We start from the raw sequence: 22402 nt of genomic DNA, 5'->3' as shown, positions 1-22402 counted from the left end.
AAAAGTGCTTAGGTTGAGAGAGGGGATCAAGAATAGTTTTCAATTGTTGAAACCTAACACCTAATCCCTCACACCTAACACCTTATATTTAATATTCCTCCTCATATTCAGGCATTTTTTGCTTTTGGGGAATATTCACTTTTTGAGGACGATATTCATCTTCATCATCCCAAACATCTTCCTCCATCAAATCAGCGTTATAATTATCCACTTCACGGGTGGCAGACTCATAACGAGGGGGGGCTTGTCTTTCAAGGGTATCTTCTCCCCAGTTATCCCCTTCATACTCCTCCTCTTCATATAAAGGAGCAGAACGTTGACGACGGGCTGGAGGTGCCACAGGACGGACTTCTTCCCATTCATCTTCTTCCGAATTCTCTCTGGCGACGACGGGAGGTTGAGTTTTAATCGGTGGTGCCACAGGACGAACAGGCATTCCCGTAGGTAACTGATTTTCTGGAGGAGTAGTAGGAGCATAGTACATATCATCATCATCCTTTTCCCAAGGAGGACGACCAATGCCCAAACGTTCTAAAACGCCTACGGTAATTTGAGTTATGCGTTCTTCTGCTCCCTCGAAAACAATTATGCGATTAGGACCACTACTAACGATTTCATCCACAGATATTTCATAGGTACTAATTAATTGATCGGGAATTTGAGGATAACCCAAAGTAGCAATAGTTAAGGAGTCAACCTCTCCTGTTTCTTGGTTAAACTGAAAATCTCTAACCTTTCCTAGAGGTTCACCAGTTTCTGTGACTACTTCACAATTAATTAATGCACTATAAAGTTCTATATTAATATCTTCGATCGCATCTTCACTTTCGACTAAAACCACATCTCCTGTTTGGGAAACACTATCAATATACATATACTTGGGAATGCCCGATAGTGCCAACATATTATCTCGTAAACCAAAAGCGACCACTTCTCGGCGATCAACATCTACCAATACTTCTTTAATTACCCCTAGCCTTTTACCAGTGCTTCGAGTAATTACCTGTGTATTTAAAAACTCATTGCGTAAACGACTTTGTTCACTTGCCATAATAATTTATATATAAAATACGAACTAAATTTATCTAATAACCCTTATTCACTGCTAGTGCTATGATAATAACTCAAAATCAATAAAAATAGCAGAAAACAAAAGATAAGAGAAACCCAAGGCAGGTTTAGCTATAAATAATTAACCCTTGCGCCTCAAGTTACTTTATCTTCTATCTTAAGAGATTTTAATTAGCTTCTGATTCGACCACCTTTTCTGGTTCATCCTTAAACACAGCCTTAAGTAAAGGAGGAGCAACAAATGTCGTGGCAATTACCATCACAATGATAGCCGCTTCCGTGGCAGGGGATAAAGCACCACTAGCTGAACCTACCCCAGCAAATACTAAACCAACCTCTCCTCGGGGTATCATACCCACCCCAATGGCAAGTTTATTAATCTCAGGTTTGCCCCAGATGGTGAAACCAGTAATTACTTTACCCACGATCGCCACTACAATAAGGAATGAAGCAATAATTAAACCCTCACGATTACTAGGAATAGCAGGGTTCAACACCCCTAAATCAGTTCTTGCCCCCACACACACAAAGAAAATAGGTACAAATAAATCCGCCACGGGAATAATCTGCTCTTCTAATTCCTTTCTTTTCTCCGTTTCAGCTAAAACTAATCCTGCGGCAAAAGCACCCAAAATACCTTCTAACTGAATAATATTGGCTACATAAGCTAGTAGAAAAGCAAAAATGATACCTGTAATTAAAACTTGTCCTCTGGTTTTCATTTGATTAACCAAACTCACCAAAAAAGGAGAGATTAATCGACCAATCAAAATAGTACCAATCAAAAAAGTACCAGCACTAACAATAAGAATCAGAATTTGACTAACTTCCACTTCTCCTGTTTTAACTAAGCTACCCACTACTGCTAAAACAATAATTCCTAAAATATCATCCAATACCGCCGCCCCGATGATAATTTGTCCTTCCGTAGAACTTAATTTACCTAATTCGGCTAATACCTTGGCAGTAATCCCGATACTTGTAGCCGTGAGAGCTGCCCCGGCAAATACAGAAGGAATTACGGGTAAACCAAAGAGAAAGACTAAACCTGCAGTTCCCATTACAAAGGGAGCTACAACCCCCACCACCGCTACAATGGCTGCAGAAGGACCTACCCTGATTAATTCTTTTAAATCTGATTCTAAACCAATTTCAAATAAAAGAATGATTACCCCCAATTCCGCTAGGACAGAGATAACCTCACTCATGCTTTCGAATACTAATTCTGTTCCCCCAGGGCTCAGATTAGCAGTAGATTGGAGCAGTTGAATGATAAGGGAGTCGGTGGCTTCCATTCCTCCTTCGGGAAATACGAGGAATTTGAGGGCAGAAACCCCAATGACTACACCGCCTACTAATTCACCTAATACGGAAGGAAGGTTAATTCTGGAACAAAGTTCTCCCCCTAATTTACTGGCAAAATAGATGATAACTAAACTAAGTAAAACTCCTGCTAAAACCAAGGATGGTTCTGCTGTTTCTGTTTCTGTTGCAAAAATAGGATAAAACCAAGACATAAATTTTTATACTTTCACCCACAAAAATCTGTACTTCATATCTCCCTTAGATTATCACACGGAGTTTCTGTTTATTGTTCATTACAGTTGTTTGGAATTTCTAATGTATGATATATGCTCAGGTTTTTAATGTGATTTTTATAAATTAAATGTATGATTAATTATTATCTTAATTAAATATTGCTATGAAATATTTTACTCTGCTGATTAGTTCGGTGCTGTTGATTTTGCCTCTCGATGCGGTCAGGGCTGAAAGTACCACTATCGATGCTGGAGATGTGGGTTATTTGATGGGTGGTTATATGTGCAAATCTTTGTTGACAACAGGAAATATGAATGACCCTACTATTTTAGATGAGTTTGCCCTTGAGGCCATGGAAAAATATAGTGATGAGGAGTCGGAACAGTTTTTGTCGTTGATGGTGAATTTAATTATGGTGGATGACATTGGAGATGATCCTGAAAGCTTAGAGTTGATGAGGGGAGCTTTTACTCACATTATCAGCGATGATGATTGTTTTAAGGCTTTTCTTCAGGACTCCCAAGGGATGGGGAGTGAGGAGGAGAACTCGAATTAGTTACAGGTTGGTTATTTCTTGGGCTAGATCAAAGTCTTTTTGGGTTAGTCCTCCTTCATCATGGGTGGTTAAATTAATGGTAACTTTGTTGTAGGAGATCAATATATCTGGGTGGTGTCCTGCGGATTCGGCGGGGCTAACTAACTTGTTGACAAAGTCGATCGCCTTTATGAAGTCCTCAAATTTAAAGGTTTTAACGAGTTTTTTACCTTCGATAGTCCATGATTTTAGGCTTTCTAATTTCTGATTAATCTGTTGTTGATCTAATAGCATATTATTTATTTTTATTTGTTGTTTGATCTCGATGTTAGCTTATTTCTTGGGTCTTTTTTTTCGGTAATCCCAACAAGATAATTTATCATGGAATGAAGGGGGATGTGCTAGGGGACGATGATGTACTATCATAATTAAACAAAAAAAATTAGGTATTACATTGGCTATGACTACTCATTTTATTACGGCAGAAGTTGATTTAAAAGAAAATCCTTTGAAGTTTAAAAAGGATGTGGAGGCAAGGTTAAATGAAGAGGGTGAGCCTTTACGTTGGGCTGTGACTGAGGTGGACAAGGAAACTCAAAAGGCTCATGTTGAGGCTATTGTGACTAAGTAATTGGTTTATATTTTTTTTTGGGGCATAGTAGTACTATGTCCCTCTTTTTTTGTCTATTTTCCTTTTTATCAAAATGCTTTACAAAAAACCTTATTGTGCGGTGTTAATTGTACCGACGGGAGTGGGGGCTTCTGTGGGTGGCTATGCGGGGGATGCTTTACCTGTGGCTAGGGTTATGGGGCAGGTGTGCGATCGCCTTGTAACCCATCCCAATGTGATGAATGGGGCAAGTTTATATTGGTCTGGGGATAATATTGATTATGTGGAAGGTTATGCTCTCGATAAGTTTGCGGGGGGAGAATGGGGTTTAAAATCCGTCCACCAAAATAAAATTGGGGTAATTTTGGATCAAGCCATAGAGCCTGAATTACGTCATCGTCACCTTCAAGCGGTGGATGCCCTTCGGGCCACGGTGGGGATAAATGTGAGGGATTATGTTGTCACGGATGCCCCTCTGAATGTGGAATTGAGAGTGGCGGATAGTGGGGCGAGTTGGGGTACTATTGGTAATCCTGATAGTCTTTTGAGGGCAGGGAAAAAGTTGGTTAGTCAGGGTATAAATGCGATCGCTGTTGTGGCCAGATTTCCTGATGATAGTGATTCTCAAGCCCTTACCGATTATCGTCATGGTAGTGGGGTAGATGCGCTCGCTGGGGCAGAAGCGGTAATTTCCCATTTATTGGTGAGGGAGTTCCAAATTCCTTGCGCCCACGCCCCTGCTTTGTCTCCTTTACCTTTGGATATAGATATTTCCCCTCGGGCAGCTGCCGAGGAATTGGGATATACATTTTTGCCCTGTGTGTTGGTGGGTTTAAATAAAGCCCCCCAGTTTACCCAAGAAAAAAATAGTCCTAGTTTATGGGCGGAGGATATTGACGCTTTGATAATTCCCCACCATGCCTGTGGGGGTAGTGCGACTCTAAGTTTTGCCCATTCCCATACCCAAATAATTGTGGTAGAAGATAACGAAACCATTATTAGAGTACCTCCTGAACCCCTTAGTATCAATCCTATTCGGGTCAAATCATACCTAGAGGCGATCGGCGTAATGGTAGCCCATAAAGGGGGAATAAATTTTTCAAGTTTAACCCCCGAAACCCTCAAAACAAGAGAGAATTAATTAACTACTCTTTTTTTGGCAAATACTGAACCAAGACCCAATAGCACAATACTACCTAAGATCGTGCTTGGTTCTGGTGTTGTGCTAGACGCTGCTACAAACTGATAAGTAATGGTATCTTCATTTGCACCACTATTAAAGGCTGATATATAAGTACCAGGAGTGATACCCAAACTGGCAAAAGTTTCATTATTAAAAATCATCTCACCACTTAAAGGGTCACCGCTTTGGTAAGTGCTAGGTAAGAAAACCTTGTTATTATTACCGATAGTATCAATGCTTAAAAAGCCACTCACATTACTAGAACTAGGAAAAGCGAATCCACCCGTACCAAAGATTAAGGCATCTGGATTAGCGATAGCATCTTCAAATAGTATCACGTTGAGTATAGGACTAAAGAAAATTGTACCTCTGTTGGACGGAGAAATAATACTAGCACTTGTAGAGCCGCCACCGGGCGAAGTTAAACCTGTGGTATTCAAACTGCCACTGAGGGTTAATACGACGTCATTTCCCGTTTCAATGCCTGTAATTAAAACAGCACCTTCCGCTGATGTCATGTAGCCAATAGTACTTAAAAAAGTCGCAAATGTTAAACTAGCACTTAATCCTAAAGCCTTATTTTTGTAGGGGGGAACTTTGTACTGATTATTTTTCATAATGTATTGGTCAAGATTACTTTCTTGTTACATAGTAACTCCAAAAAGGATTAAAAATACATTTTTTACTACAGTATTTTTAATGTTGTCTTTTTAACACCATTTCTCTCAAAAAACGTTATTTTTGAGTGTTTTTGAAACATTTTAGTATGTCTAAATATTTACTATTTATAGCTTTAGATTTATTCAGCTCACTCTAATTCCCAATTATTGTCCCGCAGGGGGCAAATAGTCATTGAATTTTTCTTGATCAAAATGATAAACAGTACGAATAGGATAGGGAATAACAATATCTTGATTATCAAACGCCTGTTTAATAGCCGTTACAACCCTAGTCTGGATACGGCGAACATCTGCTTGACGAGAGTGTGTCCAATACCTTACCACCAAATCAATAGAGCTGTCATTAAATGCCACCAAATCAATCTCTGGGATAGGTTCATGGACTACCCCATCAATGGTCACAAGAATTTGCTCTAAGATAGCCTTGGCTTGGGGCAATGAGGTGTTGTAATCTACTCCCACCATGAAATCAGTACGTCTATAGGGGAAAGCTGTCCTAATTTTGATGGCACTGGTAAAAACTGTGGAATTGGGAATTAAAACTCTTTCCCCCTGATAGGTTTTTATTTCTGTGGTACGAATATTGATATTTTCTACGGTACCTTCGTAGTCATTAACCTGAATTTGATCTTCAATAACAAAAGGCTCTTCTAATAATATTAAGATCCCTGCAAGGAAGTTTTTAAATATGTCTTGAAAAGCGAAACCAATGGCCACAGAACCAAGTCCGAGGGTAGCAATAATATCTCCTAATCTAAGTCCTGGAAAAGCAATAATAGACGCAATTACCACCCCAGAGATCCAAGTAAGAATATAGGTTGATTTTAAAAAGAGTAGTTGCAATGAACGACTTTTGACAGTTTTTTCGCTAACTTTTTTTGCTACTCTCTGGGTAAATTCGGCTCCATATCTGGTCAGAGCGATTATTATTAAGGCGCTGATGAGAGCAGGTAAAATTTTTACGGCACTGCCAATCAGCTCGTTAATACTGTTTTGTATTGTGTCAATAATTTCCGTCATTATCTTTATGAATTTTAACTATGGTTAGTGTAGCATTAAATTTTATTTTTACTAAATTTATCGATAATTATTATGTTGTTAAACTAACTTTATTATATTTATAATATTTTTTGCTGTCATTTAATAGAGAAATCTTGAGCAGTTCCTATAATTAATTTTGAGTAATTTAAGTATGTCCTTATTTTTGTTGAATGGGGGTTAATTTATTTGTTTATGATGAGAAATTATTGATAATCTCATGTTATTGACTATGGTCAATTGATAATATAATAATTCGGTGGTAAAGTAAGCAAACAAAAAAAATATCATGAAGATAGGTATTCCCAAGGAAATTAAAGATCAAGAGTTTCGTGTGGGTTTAACCCCTGCGAGTGTCAAAATTTTATCTGCACAAAATCATGAAATTTTTGTCGAAAATGGTGCTGGTTTGGGTTCGGGGTTTACTGATGAGGATTATGAATTAGCAGGGGCGACTACTACCGACCATGAAACGACTTGGAATCAAGAAATGGTGGTAAAAGTTAAAGAGCCTTTACCGCAAGAATATTCATATATTAAACAAGGACAAATTTTATTTACCTATCTTCACTTAGCAGCCGATCGCACTTTAACCGAATCCCTGATCAAAAGCGGGGTAACGGCGATCGCCTATGAAACCGTACAACTACCCGATGGCAGACTTCCCCTGCTCACCCCCATGAGTATCATTGCAGGACGTTTGTCCGTACAAATTGGGGCTAGATACCTTGAAAAACAACAAGGAGGCAAAGGCATCTTACTAGGAGGAATCCCGGGAGTAGCCCAAGGAAATATCGTTATCTTAGGGGGCGGTATTGTTGGCACAGAAGCAGCCAAAATTGCTGTAGGTATGGGAGCCAAAGTAACCATTTTAGACGTAAATATCGACCGCCTAGCGTACTTAGAAAACATTTTTGGTTCACGGGTAGAACTACTTTACAGCAACTCTGAAACCATTGCCAAAAGCGTAATGAAAGCCGACTTACTTATCGGGGCAGTGTTAATAGCAGGGAAAAAAGCGCCCATCTTAGTACCCAGAGAATTAGTACAAAAAATGTCTCTCGGCTCAGTAATCATCGATGTAGCAGTAGATCAAGGAGGTTGCATCGAAACATTACACACCACCTCTCACAGTAAACCCAGTTACATCGAAGAAGGAGTAATTCATCTTGGTATTCCTAACCTACCTGGTGCCGTGCCTCGTACCTCTACCCAAGCCCTTAATAACAACACTTTACCCTATGTAATGAAACTTGCTAATCAAGGTATTGGGGCATTAAAACAAGATCCTACTCTAGCTCAGGGGTTAAACGTCCATTATTCTCGCTTAGTTCATCCCGCCGTGCAGCAAGTTTTCCCCGATTTACCCCAATAAAATTAATTGCCGTGGGATAACAAACTTTCAATTTTTTCTATTACTTTTTCTTCATTTACGGGCTTCCCTAAAAATCCAGAAGCCCCCACCAACTTACTCCTTACCCTGTCCACCATACCATCATTGCTAGTTAGGATAATGACGGGGGTATTTTTCAATTGAGATACTCGACGAATCTGAGAGCAAATTTCATAACCATTAATAATGGGCATCATCAAATCCAAAAAAATTAAATCAGGTTTATGGGTAATAATTTCAGGTAAAGCCTTCAAGGGATTTTGAATAGATATAAACTGATAACCCGACTTTGTAATAATGTGCTTCATGATTTCACCTATTTGCACACTATCATCCACACAGATAATTAACTTTTGTCTAGTGGGTTTGGTAATTTTATAATTGTTATTATTACTAACTCCAATTAAGGGTACATTCAAGGAACTATCACTAACATTTACTAGCTCAATAATACCTCTTTCAAAGTAAGGTTTTAACCAGGTAGTAACTTTGACAATGTTTAATTTTAATTTATCGGCAACTTCTTTTAAAGTTAATTTTCCATTAAAAAGTGATACTAATTTGGTATAAGTAGGGGTATTAAAATTTTTTCTAAGAATAGCTGGATTTTTTATTACAGGGGCAGTATTGGGGGACCAAGGGGTTAATTTCTCTTTTTGCCATATTAACCATAGGTTTTCTGCTTCTGTTAATACTTCCTGAAAGTTGAATAAATTAAGAGAACTTTTTAAGCCTGATTCTTCTGAAAACCCATTTTCTGCTATTATAAAATCATATAATAGTTTTTGCTTTACTTCTGCATATAATATATCAAATAAAATTTCATTAATTCTTATTTTGATGATCAATAATGCCTGTTCCTTGTTGATCAAAAAACGCTTTAATAAATTAACGATAATCTGATAATTCCAACACTCAAAATCCTTCGCCTTTTCTAAATCAATTAAACTTAAGTCTAATTGGGGACAATATTTATGAATTAACCTTTGCCATGAGCGATAAGGATGATAACCTCCATCAGCCCATACAATTCTACCAAGACATAGATATAGTCGCCAAGTTTTGCCTTGACTTTCGATTATATCTATTCTACCTGTAAACTTTTTTTCGTTGGCAGATTCAAGTTTTTGTCTTAGCGTCATTACTCTTGTTCTTTTGGGTCATCTACTCTTATTATCTATTATGAGCATATTTTTTGACGCATAATCTTAAGTGTCTCTTTATTTTATTGTTTCTTCATATCTATATTTTTCCTTATGGGGTAGTGGGTATAGCTAGTTAAAATATTTTGGAGTTGGTGAGAAATAAGATAGTATATATTACTTATATCTGATAAATATTTCAAAAGAATTTTAAATCCCTTGTCATTAAATAAAATCTTTTTTTATCAAAATTGTTATATTTCAGAAAAAAAATCCAATAAAAATAATCATCATAAAACTTGACCAAATTAAGTTAACTACCATATGAAACATGGTAAAACTACAATGGGGCTTAATGTTCAAAATATGATTAGATTACCATTGCCTATTTACTACCAAAAGTAAAACAACTAAATTGAACAAGAATAAGTTTTATACCCCTTGTAGTGATGTGTTTGTATTATGAATCTACTTCAAGCATAACACCACGGGTATAGTTACGGGTTTGTGATTGCTCTGGGCTAAGGAAGATTTTTTCTACAGAATTTTGTTCGAGTACAAAACCGACTCTTTGCCCCAGTTGATTGTCTCTTACGTCAAGGTAAATCACGTCATCGCATACCCTAGCTATTTGTTTGAGGTCATGGGCGCTCATGATGATGGTATAGTCATCTTTTAGCTCATAGATCAAGTTTTCTATTTCTAAGGTAGAAATGGGGTCTAATGCTGAACATGGTTCATCTAATAATATCACTTCTGGTTGAAGGGCGATCGCCCTTGCAATACACAATCGTTGCTTTTGCCCTCCCGATAATAGCATGGCATTTTTACGGAGATTGTTTTTCACTTCTTGCCATAATCCCACCCGTTTGAGGGAATCTTCGACAATTTCATCAAGATTTTGACGGAAACCATTGACTTTTAACCCCATGGCAATATTTTCATAAATGGAAGTAGGAAAAGGGGTAGGGCGTTGAAATACCATGCCAATGCGGCGTCTAAGCTGAATGGGTTGAATTTGGGAGGTATAAATATTTTGATTCCGAAAATAAACTTTTCCCTCAACCCGAATACCTTCCATTAAGTCATTAAGACGATTAAAACATCTTAATAACATACTTTTTCCAGAGCCTGAGCGACCAATAATGCCTGTTACTTTGTTTTCAGCAATCTCTAAATTTACCCCTAATAATAAAGGTATATTTTCATGATAGACAGATAAGTTTTGGACGGTGATAATACTGTTTAAATTTTCCATAAATCCTCTCTTTTGCTATTAATTTAATTAAGATATTAATTACGTTGAATATTGTTAAAATACTCTCGAATAAGTACCGAGAACAAGTTTAAAACAATCAAAATTACTACTAAAACAATGGTGGCTGCAGCCGCTAACTGTTGCACCTCTGCACTAGGATTTTGTAACCAGTTAAATATTTGTACTGGTAGGGTTGTATAACTACTCTGTAATCCTTCCCAAGATAAGGGGGGTAAAAAACGCACGGAAGCGGCAACCCCAACTCCAATGAGGGCAGCAGTTTCGGCTAATGCTCTGGTTTGAGAAAGGATTACTCCTGTTAAAATTCCGGGGAGGGCAGAAGGAAGAATAAGTTTCCTTAATACCTGTTGTTTGGACATTCCTAGGGCATAACCCCCACTTCTTAGGCGTTTACTACTGCTTTTTATGGCACTACGACTGGCAATGATGAGGGTGGGTAAACTCATTACCGTTAACACCAACGCCCCTGATAGAATGGTGGGGCCTCCTGTGATAGGGCGCATCCAGCGCACAAAAATCTCTAAACCCAATAAGCCATAAAGAATGGAGGGAATGGAGGCAAGGTTGGCGATGCTGATTTCGAGAATGTTATCAATGCGTTTATTTTTACGATATTCTTCTAGGTAAATGGCACTACCTACCCCCAAGGGAATTACCATCACTAGGGATAAGATAAACAGCCACAGGCTACCTACTAGGGCTGATAATATTCCCGAGTCTTCCGCACGGCGGGATGCAAAGCTAGTTAAAAATGCCCAGTTGATTTTTTCTAACCCTGTCTGAGATAAATTCCATAAAAAGATGGTGATAAAGACAATACCAAAACTTGCTCCTAAAAATGCCAAGATGGTAAAAATGCGATCGCACCATAGCCGAACATTGGAAATGGGTGCATCTAAATCGGGGTTAAGAATGGGTTGCCTTTTTTTACTTTTTTCACTATTGGCAGAAGGATAAAAAGAAGGAATAGAATTTACATCGACGTTGGCATTTGTCAATTCTTCTTGAGCTAATTTAGTAACACTTTTACTAAAAGAAAATAGTTGCTTTTCTGATTTATTTTGTAGCCAATAACTAATGCTATTGAGACTAAAAGTAATTACAAATAAAAGAAAACCTAATGTAAAAATAGTTTTAAATAAAAGAGATTCAAATTGAACCGAACCTAAACTTACTTTAATAATAAATGAAGTAATTGTTTCTATAGATTCTAAGGGATTTAGCGTTAAATTTGGTCTTTGCCCAGATGCGATCGCAACTATCATTGTCTCACCCAGTGCTACAGAAGTAGCCAAAGTAAAAGAAGAAAGGATAGCAGGATAAGCCAAAGGCAACAAAACCTTATAAATCATTTCCAAACGGGTAAAACCCAGGGCGTAGGCAGAATTACGTAAATCATCAGAAATTATACTCAAAGCATCTTCGGTGAGAGAAGAAATAATCGGAATAATCAAAATCCCCACGCAAATTCCCGCACTCAAAGCATTAAAGCCCCCCATATCAGGAAACAGAGTATTTCTTAACAAAGGAGTGAGAAAAAGCAACGCAAAATAACCATAAACAACCCCAGGAATACCCCCCAAAGATTCCATCGCTATTTTTAGAAACCTTTTCATATTTTTAGGGGCATACTCCGACAGATAAACAGCACCCAAAATGCCGATGGGAATAGCCACCAACAAAGCAATAACAGTCACCAAAAAAGTTCCTGCAAGTAAAACAATTATGCCAAATTGGGGATTGGAGAAATTAGGAGTCCATTCGGTGCTAGTTAAAAATTCAAAAATAGATACTTCCCTAAAAAACTCCCAAGTTTCAAAAAGGAAAATACCCACAATACCAAAGGTAATAAAAATGGGAATGAAACCCAAAATAGTGATAATAAATTCTGAAATAATACTAGGAAAATTATCAACACTAAAACTTTTTTTATAATCAACTTGTTTAATCATGTTTCCCCTTTTCTATTAAATTTTCGAGAGAGCTTAAAGCTGATTGAGTACCGAGGGAATCACGCTCTAGTTTTTTAACTACAGTTTTATTTTTTTCAGAAATTTTTAGCAAAAATTTGATTTCTGGCTTTAACTGTTGTGCCATACTATTAATAGTAGTATTTGCCTCAGTGATTTGATTTCCTAAAGCCGCAATTTCATCTGCAATGATATTAAAAGAGCTAGAACGACTATTATCAGCAGGTAAACTAGCTGAAATAATGGCAACTTGATGAGATAAATTATCTACTTTTTTACTAATTCTTTCAATTAAGAAAGTACTTTTATCGATACCCTTAAATTTTTCTCGAAAACTATCACAAATCTGAGCAACTTCTGAAGTAAACTCAATAATTGATTTGATACTATTCTCAAGGGAATTAAAAGTAGTTTTACCCTTTTTAGAAAGTAACGAACCTAATTCATTAAAACTCTGATTGAGAAGATTTATCTCTTTACTTTGTTTGGATAACTCCTCCTTTTGTAACTCTAACTTTTGAGTTTGAGTTTTTAAGAGACTATTACTGGTTTTTAGATTAACTTGTTGTTCTTCTAACTGTTGAGAATATTCTTTCACCTTCTCTTTTTCTCGTTCTATTTTTTGAGCATAACGCCTCAAATCTTTTTCTTGAGAAACTAACGTTTCATTAATACTAGAAAACATCTGGGCTTGAGCCAAAATCAAAGAACTTAATTCCAACATTCCCACTTCATTACCATTTTCTGTCACCACAATAGGACTATAAATTTGTTTCGGAGGGCGAGTTAATGCCTTTTGTACGGCCTCATTTATTTCCGTAGAAATATCTATTTTTAAAGATTGATAATCATAGTTGTTTAGAAATAATTTAATGGGGCGTTTAGCATAGATGTCTCTAGCATATTCCCGACTCATGATTTCAAAAAATTTTTGTCTGGGTATAACCCCTAAAATTTCTCTACCCTCTACTACAAAAAATCCTGAAAGAGTAGGATTTGCTAAAAGATGATTCTCAACTAGATTAGTTAAAACGTTTACCTCAACTCGATAATTATCAAGGGGTAACTCGGCTAGAATATTTTTCCTCTCCACGATATTCGATTTAGGGGGCATATCATTTAGCAGAATTGCTCATTTATTTACATAGGTTTATTGTAAAAAATAAACTGCTTTTTTTCAACTTTATTTGTCTTAATGTTTTCTTAACTTAATAACCATAAAAAAACATTATTCAGTATTTTTACGGAGATAATATAGCTATTATCTTAACCTTCTGTTAATTTATTATGGATGATTTTATGTTTTATTAGAAAGGGGAATTATTAGTTAAATATATATTGACAAATATACAGAATATTATGATTATTAATAACAGTAATAGTTTATTAAGAAGTGGTTTGACCGTCTCTTTAATCTTTGCCGCTGGATTAGCTGGATGTGCCAACGACTCTTCGGTGAGTGGTAGTAGTGGTTTAACGGGTGACATTGCCATTGATGGTTCATCGACGGTTTATCCTATTACCGAGATAGTCAGTGAGGAGTTTGAGGGAGATAATCCTAATGTGCGTATTGCTATCGGTATTTCTGGCAGCGGGGGAGGATTGAGTAAATTTTGCGCAGGAGAAACGGATATTTCTAACGCTTCACGGCCTATCAAAGCAGAAGAAATAGAACAATGTAATCAAAATGGGGTGGAATTTATCGAATTACCCGTTGCCTTTGATGCCCTCTCGGTGGTGGTTAATAAAGAAAATGACTGGGCTGTTTGTCTTACCGCTGATGAATTGCAGACTATATGGAGTCCTGAATCTCAGGGGGTAATTAATAATTGGAGTCAAGTGAGGGAAGGATTTCCCGATGTACCTTTGAGTTTATATGCTCCTGGTACTGATTCTGGTACTTTTGATTATTTTACTGAAGCTGTCAACGGTGAGGAGGGCTTGAGTAGGGGAGATATTACGGCGACGGAAGATGATAATGTCATTGTGCAAGGGGTGAGTAGTGATGTCGGTGGTATCGGTTATTTTGGTTTATCTTACCTAGACGAAAATTTAGATCAACTTAGGGCGGTAGCATTGGATAATGAAGATTCTAATGATGGTGGAGATGGTTGTATTGAGCCTAGTGTTGCCAGTGTGGAGGCAGGTATTTATCAACCCCTGGCTCGTCCTCTATTTATTTATGTTAAAACAACTTCCCTTGAACGTCCAGAGGTAAAGGCTTTTGTTGATTTTTACTTAACCCAAGAAAATGCTGAATTAGTTAGGGAAGCTGGACAAATTGAATTATCGGCTTCGGTTTATGATAGGGCGAAAAGTAGGTTGCAGAACATGACTACTGGTTCTGTTTTTGAAAAGATTTCTACCATTGGAGTTAAGTTGGATGAGGTACTTTAATTGTTAATACATTTTTTTTCAGAGGATAATAGGCGATCGCCCTTTAACCATTAAAAAGCCCTTTAACCATTAAAAAATAGTAAAATTCCATATTGGGTAGGTTTTTCCTACCCATAAAACTACTAATTTGGAGACTTATCACGATTTAACTTGAGCATCAGCACACCGAGGGGAGGTAAACATAAATCAAGGGAGTGGGGATAATCATGGAAAAACCATTCATCAGTCCATTTTCCGCCTAAATTACCCATATTACTACCGCCATAATCCTTAGAATCACTGTTAAAAATTTCGCTATAAAATCCAGCTTCTGGCACTCCTACACGATAATGGCTATGGGGTTGGGGAGTAAAGTTACAAACCACAAGGATAAAATCAGCAGAATCCTTGGCACGACGAATAAAAGAAACCACACTATGGCGACTATCACTACAGTCAATCCACTGGAAACCTTCTTCTTCAAAATCCCTTTCATACAGTGCGGGTTCAGCCTTATAAATAGCGTTAAGGTTACTAAAAAACCCTTTCAATTGTCCATGGGATTGATAATTGAGGAGGTGCCATTCTAAATCCTTCCAGACATTCCATTCCGTCCATTGCCCAAACTCCATGCTCATAAACATGGTTTTCTTGCCGGGGTGTGCAAACATATAAGTAAACAAACTACGGATGTTAGCAAACTTTTGCCACTCGTCTCCCGGTACCTTACCTATAATATTGCTCTTACCGTGGACAATTTCATCATGGGATAAGGCCAACATATAGTTTTCCGTGTGGTGATACCACATACTGAAGGTGATGCTATTTTGATGAAATTGGCGGAACCAAGGATCCATGGCGAAATAGTCGAGCATATCGTGCATCCAGCCCATGTTCCACTTCATATTGAAGCCCAAACCGCCCATGTAGGGGGGACGGGATACCATAGCCCAAGAGGTTGATTCTTCGGCAATGGAAAGGATACCTGGGAAGTAGTTAAAAATAGTTCCGTTGACCTGTCGTAAAAATTCCACGGCTTCGATGTTTTCCCTACCCCCATAATCATTGGCTACCCATTCACCATTTTCTCGGTCATAGTCGAGGTAAAGCATGGAAGCAACCGCATCAACTCTGATTCCGTCAATGTGGTATTTATCAAACCAAAATAAGGCGTTAGCAACAAGGAAGTTACGTACTTCATTTCGTCCGTAGTCAAATACTAATGTACCCCAACCTTTATGTTCTCCTTTTCTAGGATCTCCATGTTCAAATAAATGGGTACCATCGAAAAAGGCGAGTCCATGACCATCTTTGGGAAAATGTCCTGGTACCCAATCAACAATTACGCCGATGCCGTTGAGGTGACATTGATCAATAAAATACATCAAGTCTTCGGGGGAGCCATAACGGGAGGTGGGGGCGTAGTATCCTGTTACTTGATAACCCCATGAGCCATCGAAGGGGTGTTCGGCGATGGGTAATAGTTCGATGTGGGTGTATCCTAATTGTTTGATATAGGGAATGAGGCTTTCTGCTAATTCATAGTAGGTGAGGAAACGGGCATCGGGTTTGGCATCGGAGGCGGTGACAACTTCGGTTTGTTTGCCGTAGTTTTTGGGGAGTTGTTCTTTTGAGGTATGCAACCATGAGCCGATATGGAGTTCATAGACGGAGATGGGTTGGGTGAGGGGGTCTGTATTACGGCGCTTTTCTAGCCAGTCTTGGTCATTCCATTGGTAGGAGTCTAAGTCGGCAACGATGGAGGCGGTTTTTGGTCTTACTTCTTGGGCAAAGCCGAAGGGGTCTGATTTTTCGTAAATATGCCCTTCCCAGTTTTTGATTTCGTATTTGTAGTGGGTGCCGAAGTCTAATTCGGGGATAAATAGTTCCCAGACGATATTATTAATTTTACGCATTTGATGTTCTCTACCGTCCCAACTGTTGAAGTCTCCGAGGATAGAAACGTTACGGGCATTGGGCGCCCACACGGCGAAGTAAACACCTTTTACGCCATTTTGTTCCATGACGTGGGCGCCTAGTTTTTCGTAGATGCGATGGTGGTTTCCTTCTTGGAATAGGTATAAGTCGTAGTCGGTGATGGTGCTAGATTTGAATTGATAGGGATCGTAGACTACTTTTTCTTGATCTCCTTGTCTAATTTTTAGTTGGTAGTTGTTTAGTTCGTGGGCTTCTATTTCACACTCAAAAAAGTTGGGATGATGGTGCGATCGCATCTTATACTCTTCCCTAAGCTCTGGGGCGATAACATAGGCTTCGGATGCTTTGGGTAAATAAGCCCTAATCACATAGGTTTTTTTATCGTCCTCCTCGGAAAGAAGGTGAATACCCAATATTTCAAAGGGATCATTATGTAGATTATGAACAATTTGTTCTACTTGCTGACTGGTAATATTGCTAGGCATTTAATCTTATTCAGTTAAAGGGTTTTTTTATATGTTGTCATCATGATACCTAGTTTTTCTGGATTGATTCGATTAAATGAGGGAAATCATTGAGAGTTTGCTCTAATAAATCAATTTCAAAGGAGTTTACTTGTTCTTGTAAATGGTGGCTATAGTCCCATAGAGGTTGATAATTATACTTTTTGGCTTCTTTGGTCAAATTTTGGGCAAATTCCCTAATATAAGCGGTTATTTTAGTTCTCTGGGCTTTCTTTTTCCCATAGGGGTAGGTAGTTGTTAATCAGGGTGTTGACCATTTCTGCCCGTTGCCCATGGTCTAGGTTTGGTAGATTTTTGATTTTCGGTTTGGGAATGGCAAAATAGGTACTTTTGAGAGATTTATTTTCATGGAATAATTTTTTGAGAATTTCCACAATATTGCCACGGCTAAGGGGTTTAGGGAGTAACGCGAATATTGAGGATGCAATTTCTTTTATACTTTCTGCGTGGGGTGATGCGGTGACGATAATAATGGGAATATTTTCGGTACTAGGGTTATTTTTCAAAAATTTCACCACTTCAATACCATCTAACACAGGCATTTTTAGATCTAAGAGCATTAGTTGAGGTTTATATCGCAGGGTATTGGCGATCGCCTCTTGACCATTCCTTGCAAAAATAAGATGATGGAGAGTACTATGAAAAAATCCTTTAATCAACTCCAAATTAGAAGCCACATCATCCGTCACCAAAATAGTTAAAGGCTCAAACTGTTCCAAATTATAATCAGGAAAAGATACACAAGGAGAAGGAGACTCCAGCGCACAACTCACCAAAGGAAAAGTAGCCGTAAAAATACTACCAATGCCCACCGTACTAGACACCTCCATTTTGCCATCAAGCATATCAACCAGCTTTTTGGTAATTGTCAGCCCCAATCCCGTGCCACCATATTTACGATTATTTTGCCCATTTTGTTGAGTAAAAGACTCAAATACCCTTTCTATATCTTCCTCTGGAATACCAATACCACTATCTTCAATGGAAATATAAAAATCACAATTTCTGATCCCTACCTCAAACCCCTCTCTGTTATAGAACCCATTTGGTATCTAGTAGAATATTGAGAGGAACAAATTGATAAATGGAATAATGGCTTACTCTAGCAGTCTAAGTGATCAAGAATGGGAAATAATTAAACCTCTATTACCAAAGAAAAAAAGAACTTATCCACCAAAGTGGTCTAAAAGACAAATTTGGGATGGTATCTTTTATCAACTCAAAAATCGCTGTAATGGCTCTGATTTACCAAAGGATTTACCTCCCGATTCTACCATTTATTGGCATTATAAAAACTGGAAAAAAGAAGGTGTCTTTGATATAATTGCTCAAGGATACGGTTCTATGGATAAATTTTTAGCAGAAGTTCATAGAGTTTTAAAGCCTCATGGTTTGTTCTCCTGGGCTGATTTACGTCCTGTAAATGATTTGGAGTGGAGAAATTAGAAAAAAGTTTGACTAAGTCTGGTTTAGTTTTAGTAGAAAAACAAAATATCACCCCTAATGTAATTAAGGCTTTAGAATTAATTGATCAATTAAAAAAAGAAAAAATCAATAAGAATGTACCTACAATTTTACGTCATGTTTTTTCTGAATTTGCGGGGGTAAAAAATAGTAAAACTTACAATGGTTTTGTCGATGGAAATCTAGTTTATTTAACTGCAGTTTTGCAAAAAAAAGATAGTTGATAATTTAAAAACAATTTAAAGCTAAAAGGCTTAAACTTATTCGTGTTTACCCTGACGGTCAGATTTTATTACTTTATAAGTTACTGACCATAACGGCTTGTCCTTGCGGAGTTAGATCACTTTCTGAGTTTTCTAGGGTGATTACTATTTGAGAAGAATTGACCATATTTGGATCTAAGGGTAATTTTATCAAACTATTACCTTGTGAATCTGGTCTAAATTCCCCACAATATACTTCTTTTCCATCTACTATTCCCCAAAGACGATATACCTGATTTTGTTCTATGGGATCTAAATTTTGGGTTGTTATCATAATGGTATCTGCCTCAATATTGAGTAACAAACTTCCTGATGATTGGGGGTTGGATTCTGTGCCTCTGAGGGAAACAAGATTATCATTTTCTTGGCGTGAAAGTGCGTGCGGCAAAGCAGATTCTTTCAGGATTGCACTTTGATATTCTTGTAATTCCCTATCCATTTGGGCAATTTGCCTTTGCAGACTATAGTTATAACCTCCCAAAACTACGATTAAGGTAGCACCAATGACACTAAGAAAAGGTTTTAAGGGTAAGGATGAATTTTTAACTATGGTTTGATTTACTTGATTTTCTTGTTGGGCTTGAGCTAAAATATGATCGCCCAATGCCTTTGGTAATTCTACCTCTGGTAAGGCAAGAGGATAAAGGGCAAGGGTTTTTTGTAAGCTATCAATTTCCTCTTGTAACTCTGGGTGGGATTGTAATAAATCATTTACCATAGCTGTTTCTTCGGGGGTAGAGTCTCCCAAAACATAACTGGCTAAAAGCCCTCTAATTTCTTCTTCTGTAAATTCTTGCATAATTAATTTACTAACTCCTGTAATAATTCTCTGAGCTTTAATAATCCTTTGCGTTTATAGGTTTTCACCGTACCAAGGGGCATATTTAACTGCTCGGCAATTTCTGATTGGCTTAAACCGTCAAAATAAGCCATTTCTAATACCCGTTGATGTTGCATGGGTAAACGGGCGATCGCATTTCTAACCTTGTGTGACACTTCCCTAAGGGCAACTTTATCCATCAAACCACCATATTCCTGAGAAGGAGAATTATTGAACCATTTAACAATCCGTTGTCGATGAGAATTTTTTTGCCTGTGTCTATCAATAGCCCGTGAGCGAGTCATTGTCACCAAAAAAACTACCATTGAGCCTCGATTTTCATCATAATTTCCCTTTTTCGAGAGATAAAGGAAAATCTCTTGGGTTAAATCCTCCGCCTCTTGAGTGTTGCCCAACATACGTAACGCCACACGATAGACAATCTCACCATAACGCTCATAGAAAATTCCTAAAGCATTAATATTTCCTGAACGTAATTGCTTAAAAAGTTCTGCATCTGTCTGATTTGACAGCATGGTGATTAACTGATTATTTTACAAAAGAGTAATGTATGGTAATTCCAAACAATTTGTAAACAACCTACCTTTAATTTTCCCCTTATCAAGGGCAGTAGGGGGGGATTTAAATTTTACAACTCAAATGGGATTGCTATATACATTTAATAAAAATACGAAGCCCAAGGAAAAAAGGATTTACAATCAATGAATTTAGAATACTGGTATTTGTTTCCCACTGCCATCGGTATCGCTACCATTGCCATGGCTTCGGGGGTAGAGGGGGCCACTTTTTTTACTCCTTTATTCCTCATTGCCCTAAAGTTACCTCCAGAAGTAGCCATCGGTATCGGTTTAATTACCGAGGTTTTTGGCTTTTCCAGTGGTTTGTTTGCCTATATTCGCAAAAGTTTAATTGATTTCAAGTTGGGTAGAATGCTCTTACTGGTTAGTATTCCCATGGCGTTACTAGGTACATGGTTTGGAAATATTATTCCTGCTGATGTCCTCAAAGGAATTTTGGCAGTGGGTTTATTTGTCATTGCCACCAGTTTTTTGAAATCCCCTGATAAACATACCTTAGAATTATTGGATGAGGATATAAAAAATATTCAAGAAAAAAAAGAACTTCAAACCTGCATTACTGACAAAAATAACAAAACATACTATTACACCATCTACAACGGCACTGAAGGACGTTTATTGGCAAGTATAGGGGCATTATTTTTGGGCATGGTATCCACGGGATTAGGTCAATTAAATGGATTTTATCTTATTCAAAGATGCCGTGTACCGAGTCCAGTTGCGATCGCCACTAGCGTATTTATAGTCGCCATCACCGCCCTAATTGCATCCATTGGTCATGTTATTCAATTTGCCCAAGCAGGGGGAGAAGAATTACAAATGGTGTTAAATATCGTTATATTTACCGTTCCAGGGGTTTTAATGGGGGCGCAGCTAGGTTCAATAGTTGCCACAAAATTATCTCAACAAAAATTAGAACGTGCCATGGGAATACTATTTATATTTGTTGGTTTATTAATTGTGGGAGAATTAGCTATATTTTAGTTTTTTCAAAGTTAGAAATGTTCTTGTAAGAACATTTTGAGATTCAATTTAATAACCCCTAAATCCTTTTACAAAATTATCGATAGTAGAATTATATTTTTTAGAAATAATTTCAATATTTATTTTAATAAAAGCTCATTTCATAGCCATAATACTATTTATTTGACACTTTCAAAACTTTTAAATCCATTTTCTCATAGAGTTCGTATCCTTGATAAATCAATTGATGGAATATCACGAAGATATGAATTCTAAATCTTCTGTTAAGAGCAATAAATTTACTAAAATTAAGTGGCTGATAATTTTGGGATTAAGTGCGATCGCCTTTATCGCTTCCTATCAACTTGATTTTTCTTCTTTTTGGATTCAATCTTTGAGTCGCATTAAAGAAATGGGAATTTTAGGATCCCTATTATTTATTATTATTTATAATGTTGCTACTCTTTTATTTATCCCTGGTTCACTATTAACCATGAAAGGAGGTTGTTTATATGGAACAGTATGGGGAACCTTTTATGTTTTAATAGCCGCCATTTTAGGAGCTATTTTTGCATTTTTATTAGGGCGTTATTTTTGTAGAGATTTAGTCTTAAAAAAACTAGAAAAATATCCTAAATTTAAAGCAGTTGATCGGGCCATCGCCCAAGAAGGTTGGAAGATAGTCTTTTTAATGCGTCTTTCTCCCCTGTTTCCTTTTAATTTACTTAACTACCTATTAGGTATTACTACTATTTCATTGCGAGATTATTTGATTGGTTCATTAGGAATGTTTCCCGGTGTATTCGCTTATGTTTATATCGGTTCATTAGCTACAGATTTAGCCAGTGTAGATAGATTAAATGATGCTCCTAATAATACCAGTCAATTTTTAGCATTAACCTTGCGCATAATGGGATTATTAGCAACCATTTTGCTGACATTATATCTTAATAAATTAGCAAAAAAAGCTCTTACAGATAACCTTAAAAATAGAGAATAAAACAATGACACCATT

23 protein-coding genes are annotated in these 22402 nt (G+C 37.3%); 9 read left to right on the top strand and 14 right to left on the bottom strand.

Annotation, left to right across the window (positions count from 1 at the left end; all coding sequences use genetic code 11):
* Nucleotides 1-88: 88 nt before the first annotated feature.
* Together AA637_RS08350 and AA637_RS08345 are read right to left on the bottom strand one after the other, a co-directional pair.
* Nucleotides 89-1051 (bottom strand): PRC-barrel domain-containing protein, encoded by a 963-nt coding sequence (locus AA637_RS08350; RefSeq protein ID WP_446682370.1) that lies wholly within the window; start codon nt 1049-1051, stop codon nt 89-91.
* A gap of 187 nt (nt 1052-1238) precedes the next feature.
* Nucleotides 1239-2588, bottom strand: a complete 1350-nt coding sequence (locus AA637_RS08345) for a cation:proton antiporter (RefSeq protein ID WP_069791206.1) — start codon at nt 2586-2588, stop codon at nt 1239-1241.
* A gap of 185 nt (nt 2589-2773) precedes the next feature.
* Between AA637_RS08345 and AA637_RS08340 the strand changes: the two genes are divergently transcribed.
* On the top strand, nt 2774-3166 hold the full coding sequence (locus AA637_RS08340) for a hypothetical protein (protein ID WP_446682369.1): 393 nt from the start codon (nt 2774-2776) through the stop codon (nt 3164-3166).
* Here AA637_RS08340 and AA637_RS08335 read toward each other — a convergent pair whose 3' ends face one another.
* Nucleotides 3167-3439, bottom strand: a complete 273-nt coding sequence (locus AA637_RS08335) for a 4a-hydroxytetrahydrobiopterin dehydratase (protein WP_446682368.1) — start codon at nt 3437-3439, stop codon at nt 3167-3169.
* A gap of 166 nt (nt 3440-3605) precedes the next feature.
* Here AA637_RS08335 and AA637_RS08330 point away from each other — a divergent pair, with 166 nt between their 5' ends.
* Both AA637_RS08330 and AA637_RS08325 read left to right on the top strand, forming a co-directional pair.
* Nucleotides 3606-3776 carry a hypothetical protein gene (locus AA637_RS08330; RefSeq protein ID WP_446682367.1) on the top strand — a complete coding sequence of 57 codons (171 nt, stop codon included), beginning with the start codon at nt 3606-3608 and terminating at the stop codon, nt 3774-3776.
* A gap of 73 nt (nt 3777-3849) precedes the next feature.
* The gene (locus tag AA637_RS08325) at nt 3850-4896 is read left to right on the top strand and encodes a DUF3326 domain-containing protein (RefSeq protein WP_446682366.1); all 1047 of its coding nucleotides are present in this window, start codon (nt 3850-3852) and stop codon (nt 4894-4896) included.
* Here the strand turns inward: AA637_RS08325 and AA637_RS08320 are convergent.
* Nucleotides 4893-5555 carry a PEP-CTERM sorting domain-containing protein gene (locus AA637_RS08320; RefSeq protein ID WP_446682365.1) on the bottom strand — a complete coding sequence of 221 codons (663 nt, stop codon included), beginning with the start codon at nt 5553-5555 and terminating at the stop codon, nt 4893-4895. The genes AA637_RS08325 and AA637_RS08320 overlap by 4 nt on opposite strands.
* Before the next feature lie 207 nt (nt 5556-5762).
* Nucleotides 5763-6638, bottom strand: a complete 876-nt coding sequence (locus AA637_RS08315; RefSeq protein WP_446682364.1) for a mechanosensitive ion channel family protein — start codon at nt 6636-6638, stop codon at nt 5763-5765.
* 307 nt (nt 6639-6945) lie between these two features.
* Between AA637_RS08315 and ald the strand changes: the two genes are divergently transcribed.
* Nucleotides 6946-8031, top strand: coding sequence for an alanine dehydrogenase (gene ald, locus AA637_RS08310; protein ID WP_446682363.1), 1086 nt, complete (start codon nt 6946-6948; stop codon nt 8029-8031).
* Between the two features lie 2 nt (nt 8032-8033).
* Here the strand turns inward: ald and AA637_RS08305 are convergent, their stop codons facing one another.
* The 4 genes from AA637_RS08305 to AA637_RS08290 all read right to left on the bottom strand — a co-directional run bounded on the left by AA637_RS08305 (nt 8034) and on the right by AA637_RS08290 (nt 13554).
* Nucleotides 8034-9191, bottom strand: coding sequence for a response regulator (locus AA637_RS08305; RefSeq protein WP_446682362.1), 1158 nt, complete (start codon nt 9189-9191; stop codon nt 8034-8036).
* Nucleotides 9192-9651: 460 nt separating this feature from the next.
* The gene (locus tag AA637_RS08300) at nt 9652-10449 is read right to left on the bottom strand and encodes a phosphate ABC transporter ATP-binding protein (protein ID WP_446682361.1); all 798 of its coding nucleotides are present in this window, start codon (nt 10447-10449) and stop codon (nt 9652-9654) included.
* Nucleotides 10450-10484: 35 nt separating this feature from the next.
* Nucleotides 10485-12422 carry a phosphate ABC transporter permease subunit PstC gene (gene pstC, locus AA637_RS08295; RefSeq protein ID WP_446682360.1) on the bottom strand — a complete coding sequence of 646 codons (1938 nt, stop codon included), beginning with the start codon at nt 12420-12422 and terminating at the stop codon, nt 10485-10487.
* Complete coding sequence (locus tag AA637_RS08290) at nt 12415-13554, bottom strand: hypothetical protein (RefSeq protein ID WP_446682359.1); 1140 nt, start codon at nt 13552-13554, stop codon at nt 12415-12417. The genes pstC and AA637_RS08290 overlap by 8 nt, the downstream gene beginning before the upstream one ends.
* Before the next feature lie 245 nt (nt 13555-13799).
* Here AA637_RS08290 and AA637_RS08285 point away from each other — a divergent pair, with 245 nt between their 5' ends.
* Nucleotides 13800-14837 carry a PstS family phosphate ABC transporter substrate-binding protein gene (locus tag AA637_RS08285; protein WP_446682358.1) on the top strand — a complete coding sequence of 346 codons (1038 nt, stop codon included), beginning with the start codon at nt 13800-13802 and terminating at the stop codon, nt 14835-14837.
* Nucleotides 14838-14959: 122 nt separating this feature from the next.
* Here AA637_RS08285 and glgB read toward each other — a convergent pair whose 3' ends face one another.
* Genes glgB through AA637_RS08270 form a run of 3 tightly spaced genes read right to left on the bottom strand, consistent with a single transcriptional unit; the run spans nt 14960 to nt 18240 of the window.
* Nucleotides 14960-17239 (bottom strand): 1,4-alpha-glucan branching enzyme, encoded by a 2280-nt coding sequence (gene glgB / locus AA637_RS08280; RefSeq protein WP_446682357.1) that lies wholly within the window; start codon nt 17237-17239, stop codon nt 14960-14962.
* 49 nt (nt 17240-17288) lie between these two features.
* Complete coding sequence (locus AA637_RS08275; RefSeq protein ID WP_446682356.1) at nt 17289-17438, bottom strand: hypothetical protein; 150 nt, start codon at nt 17436-17438, stop codon at nt 17289-17291.
* 34 nt (nt 17439-17472) lie between these two features.
* The gene (locus tag AA637_RS08270) at nt 17473-18240 is read right to left on the bottom strand and encodes an ATP-binding response regulator (protein ID WP_446684560.1); all 768 of its coding nucleotides are present in this window, start codon (nt 18238-18240) and stop codon (nt 17473-17475) included.
* Nucleotides 18241-18370: 130 nt separating this feature from the next.
* Between AA637_RS08270 and AA637_RS08265 the strand changes: the two genes are divergently transcribed.
* Both AA637_RS08265 and AA637_RS08260 read left to right on the top strand, forming a co-directional pair.
* Nucleotides 18371-18724 (top strand): transposase, encoded by a 354-nt coding sequence (locus tag AA637_RS08265; protein ID WP_446682355.1) that lies wholly within the window; start codon nt 18371-18373, stop codon nt 18722-18724.
* Entirely contained in the window at nt 18712-18966 is a 255-nt protein-coding gene (locus AA637_RS08260) for a hypothetical protein (RefSeq protein WP_446682354.1), read from the top strand. The genes AA637_RS08265 and AA637_RS08260 overlap by 13 nt, the downstream gene beginning before the upstream one ends.
* A 73-nt stretch (nt 18967-19039) precedes the next feature.
* Here the strand turns inward: AA637_RS08260 and AA637_RS08255 are convergent, their stop codons facing one another.
* Both AA637_RS08255 and AA637_RS08250 read right to left on the bottom strand, forming a co-directional pair.
* Nucleotides 19040-19804, bottom strand: coding sequence for an anti-sigma factor domain-containing protein (locus AA637_RS08255; protein WP_446682353.1), 765 nt, complete (start codon nt 19802-19804; stop codon nt 19040-19042).
* Nucleotides 19805-19806: 2 nt separating this feature from the next.
* Entirely contained in the window at nt 19807-20361 is a 555-nt protein-coding gene (locus AA637_RS08250; protein WP_446682352.1) for a sigma-70 family RNA polymerase sigma factor, read from the bottom strand.
* Between the two features lie 186 nt (nt 20362-20547).
* Between AA637_RS08250 and AA637_RS08245 the strand changes: the two genes are divergently transcribed.
* Both AA637_RS08245 and AA637_RS08240 read left to right on the top strand, forming a co-directional pair.
* Nucleotides 20548-21408 (top strand): sulfite exporter TauE/SafE family protein, encoded by an 861-nt coding sequence (locus tag AA637_RS08245; RefSeq protein ID WP_446682351.1) that lies wholly within the window; start codon nt 20548-20550, stop codon nt 21406-21408.
* Between the two features lie 244 nt (nt 21409-21652).
* Nucleotides 21653-22387, top strand: coding sequence for a TVP38/TMEM64 family protein (locus AA637_RS08240; RefSeq protein ID WP_446682350.1), 735 nt, complete (start codon nt 21653-21655; stop codon nt 22385-22387).
* Nucleotides 22388-22402: the final 15 nt, after the last annotated feature.

The organism is Cyanobacterium sp. HL-69, from assembly GCA_002813895.1.
Taxonomy (GTDB): domain Bacteria; phylum Cyanobacteriota; class Cyanobacteriia; order Cyanobacteriales; family Cyanobacteriaceae; genus Cyanobacterium.
This window is presented reverse-complemented; position numbering and strand designations above follow the sequence as displayed.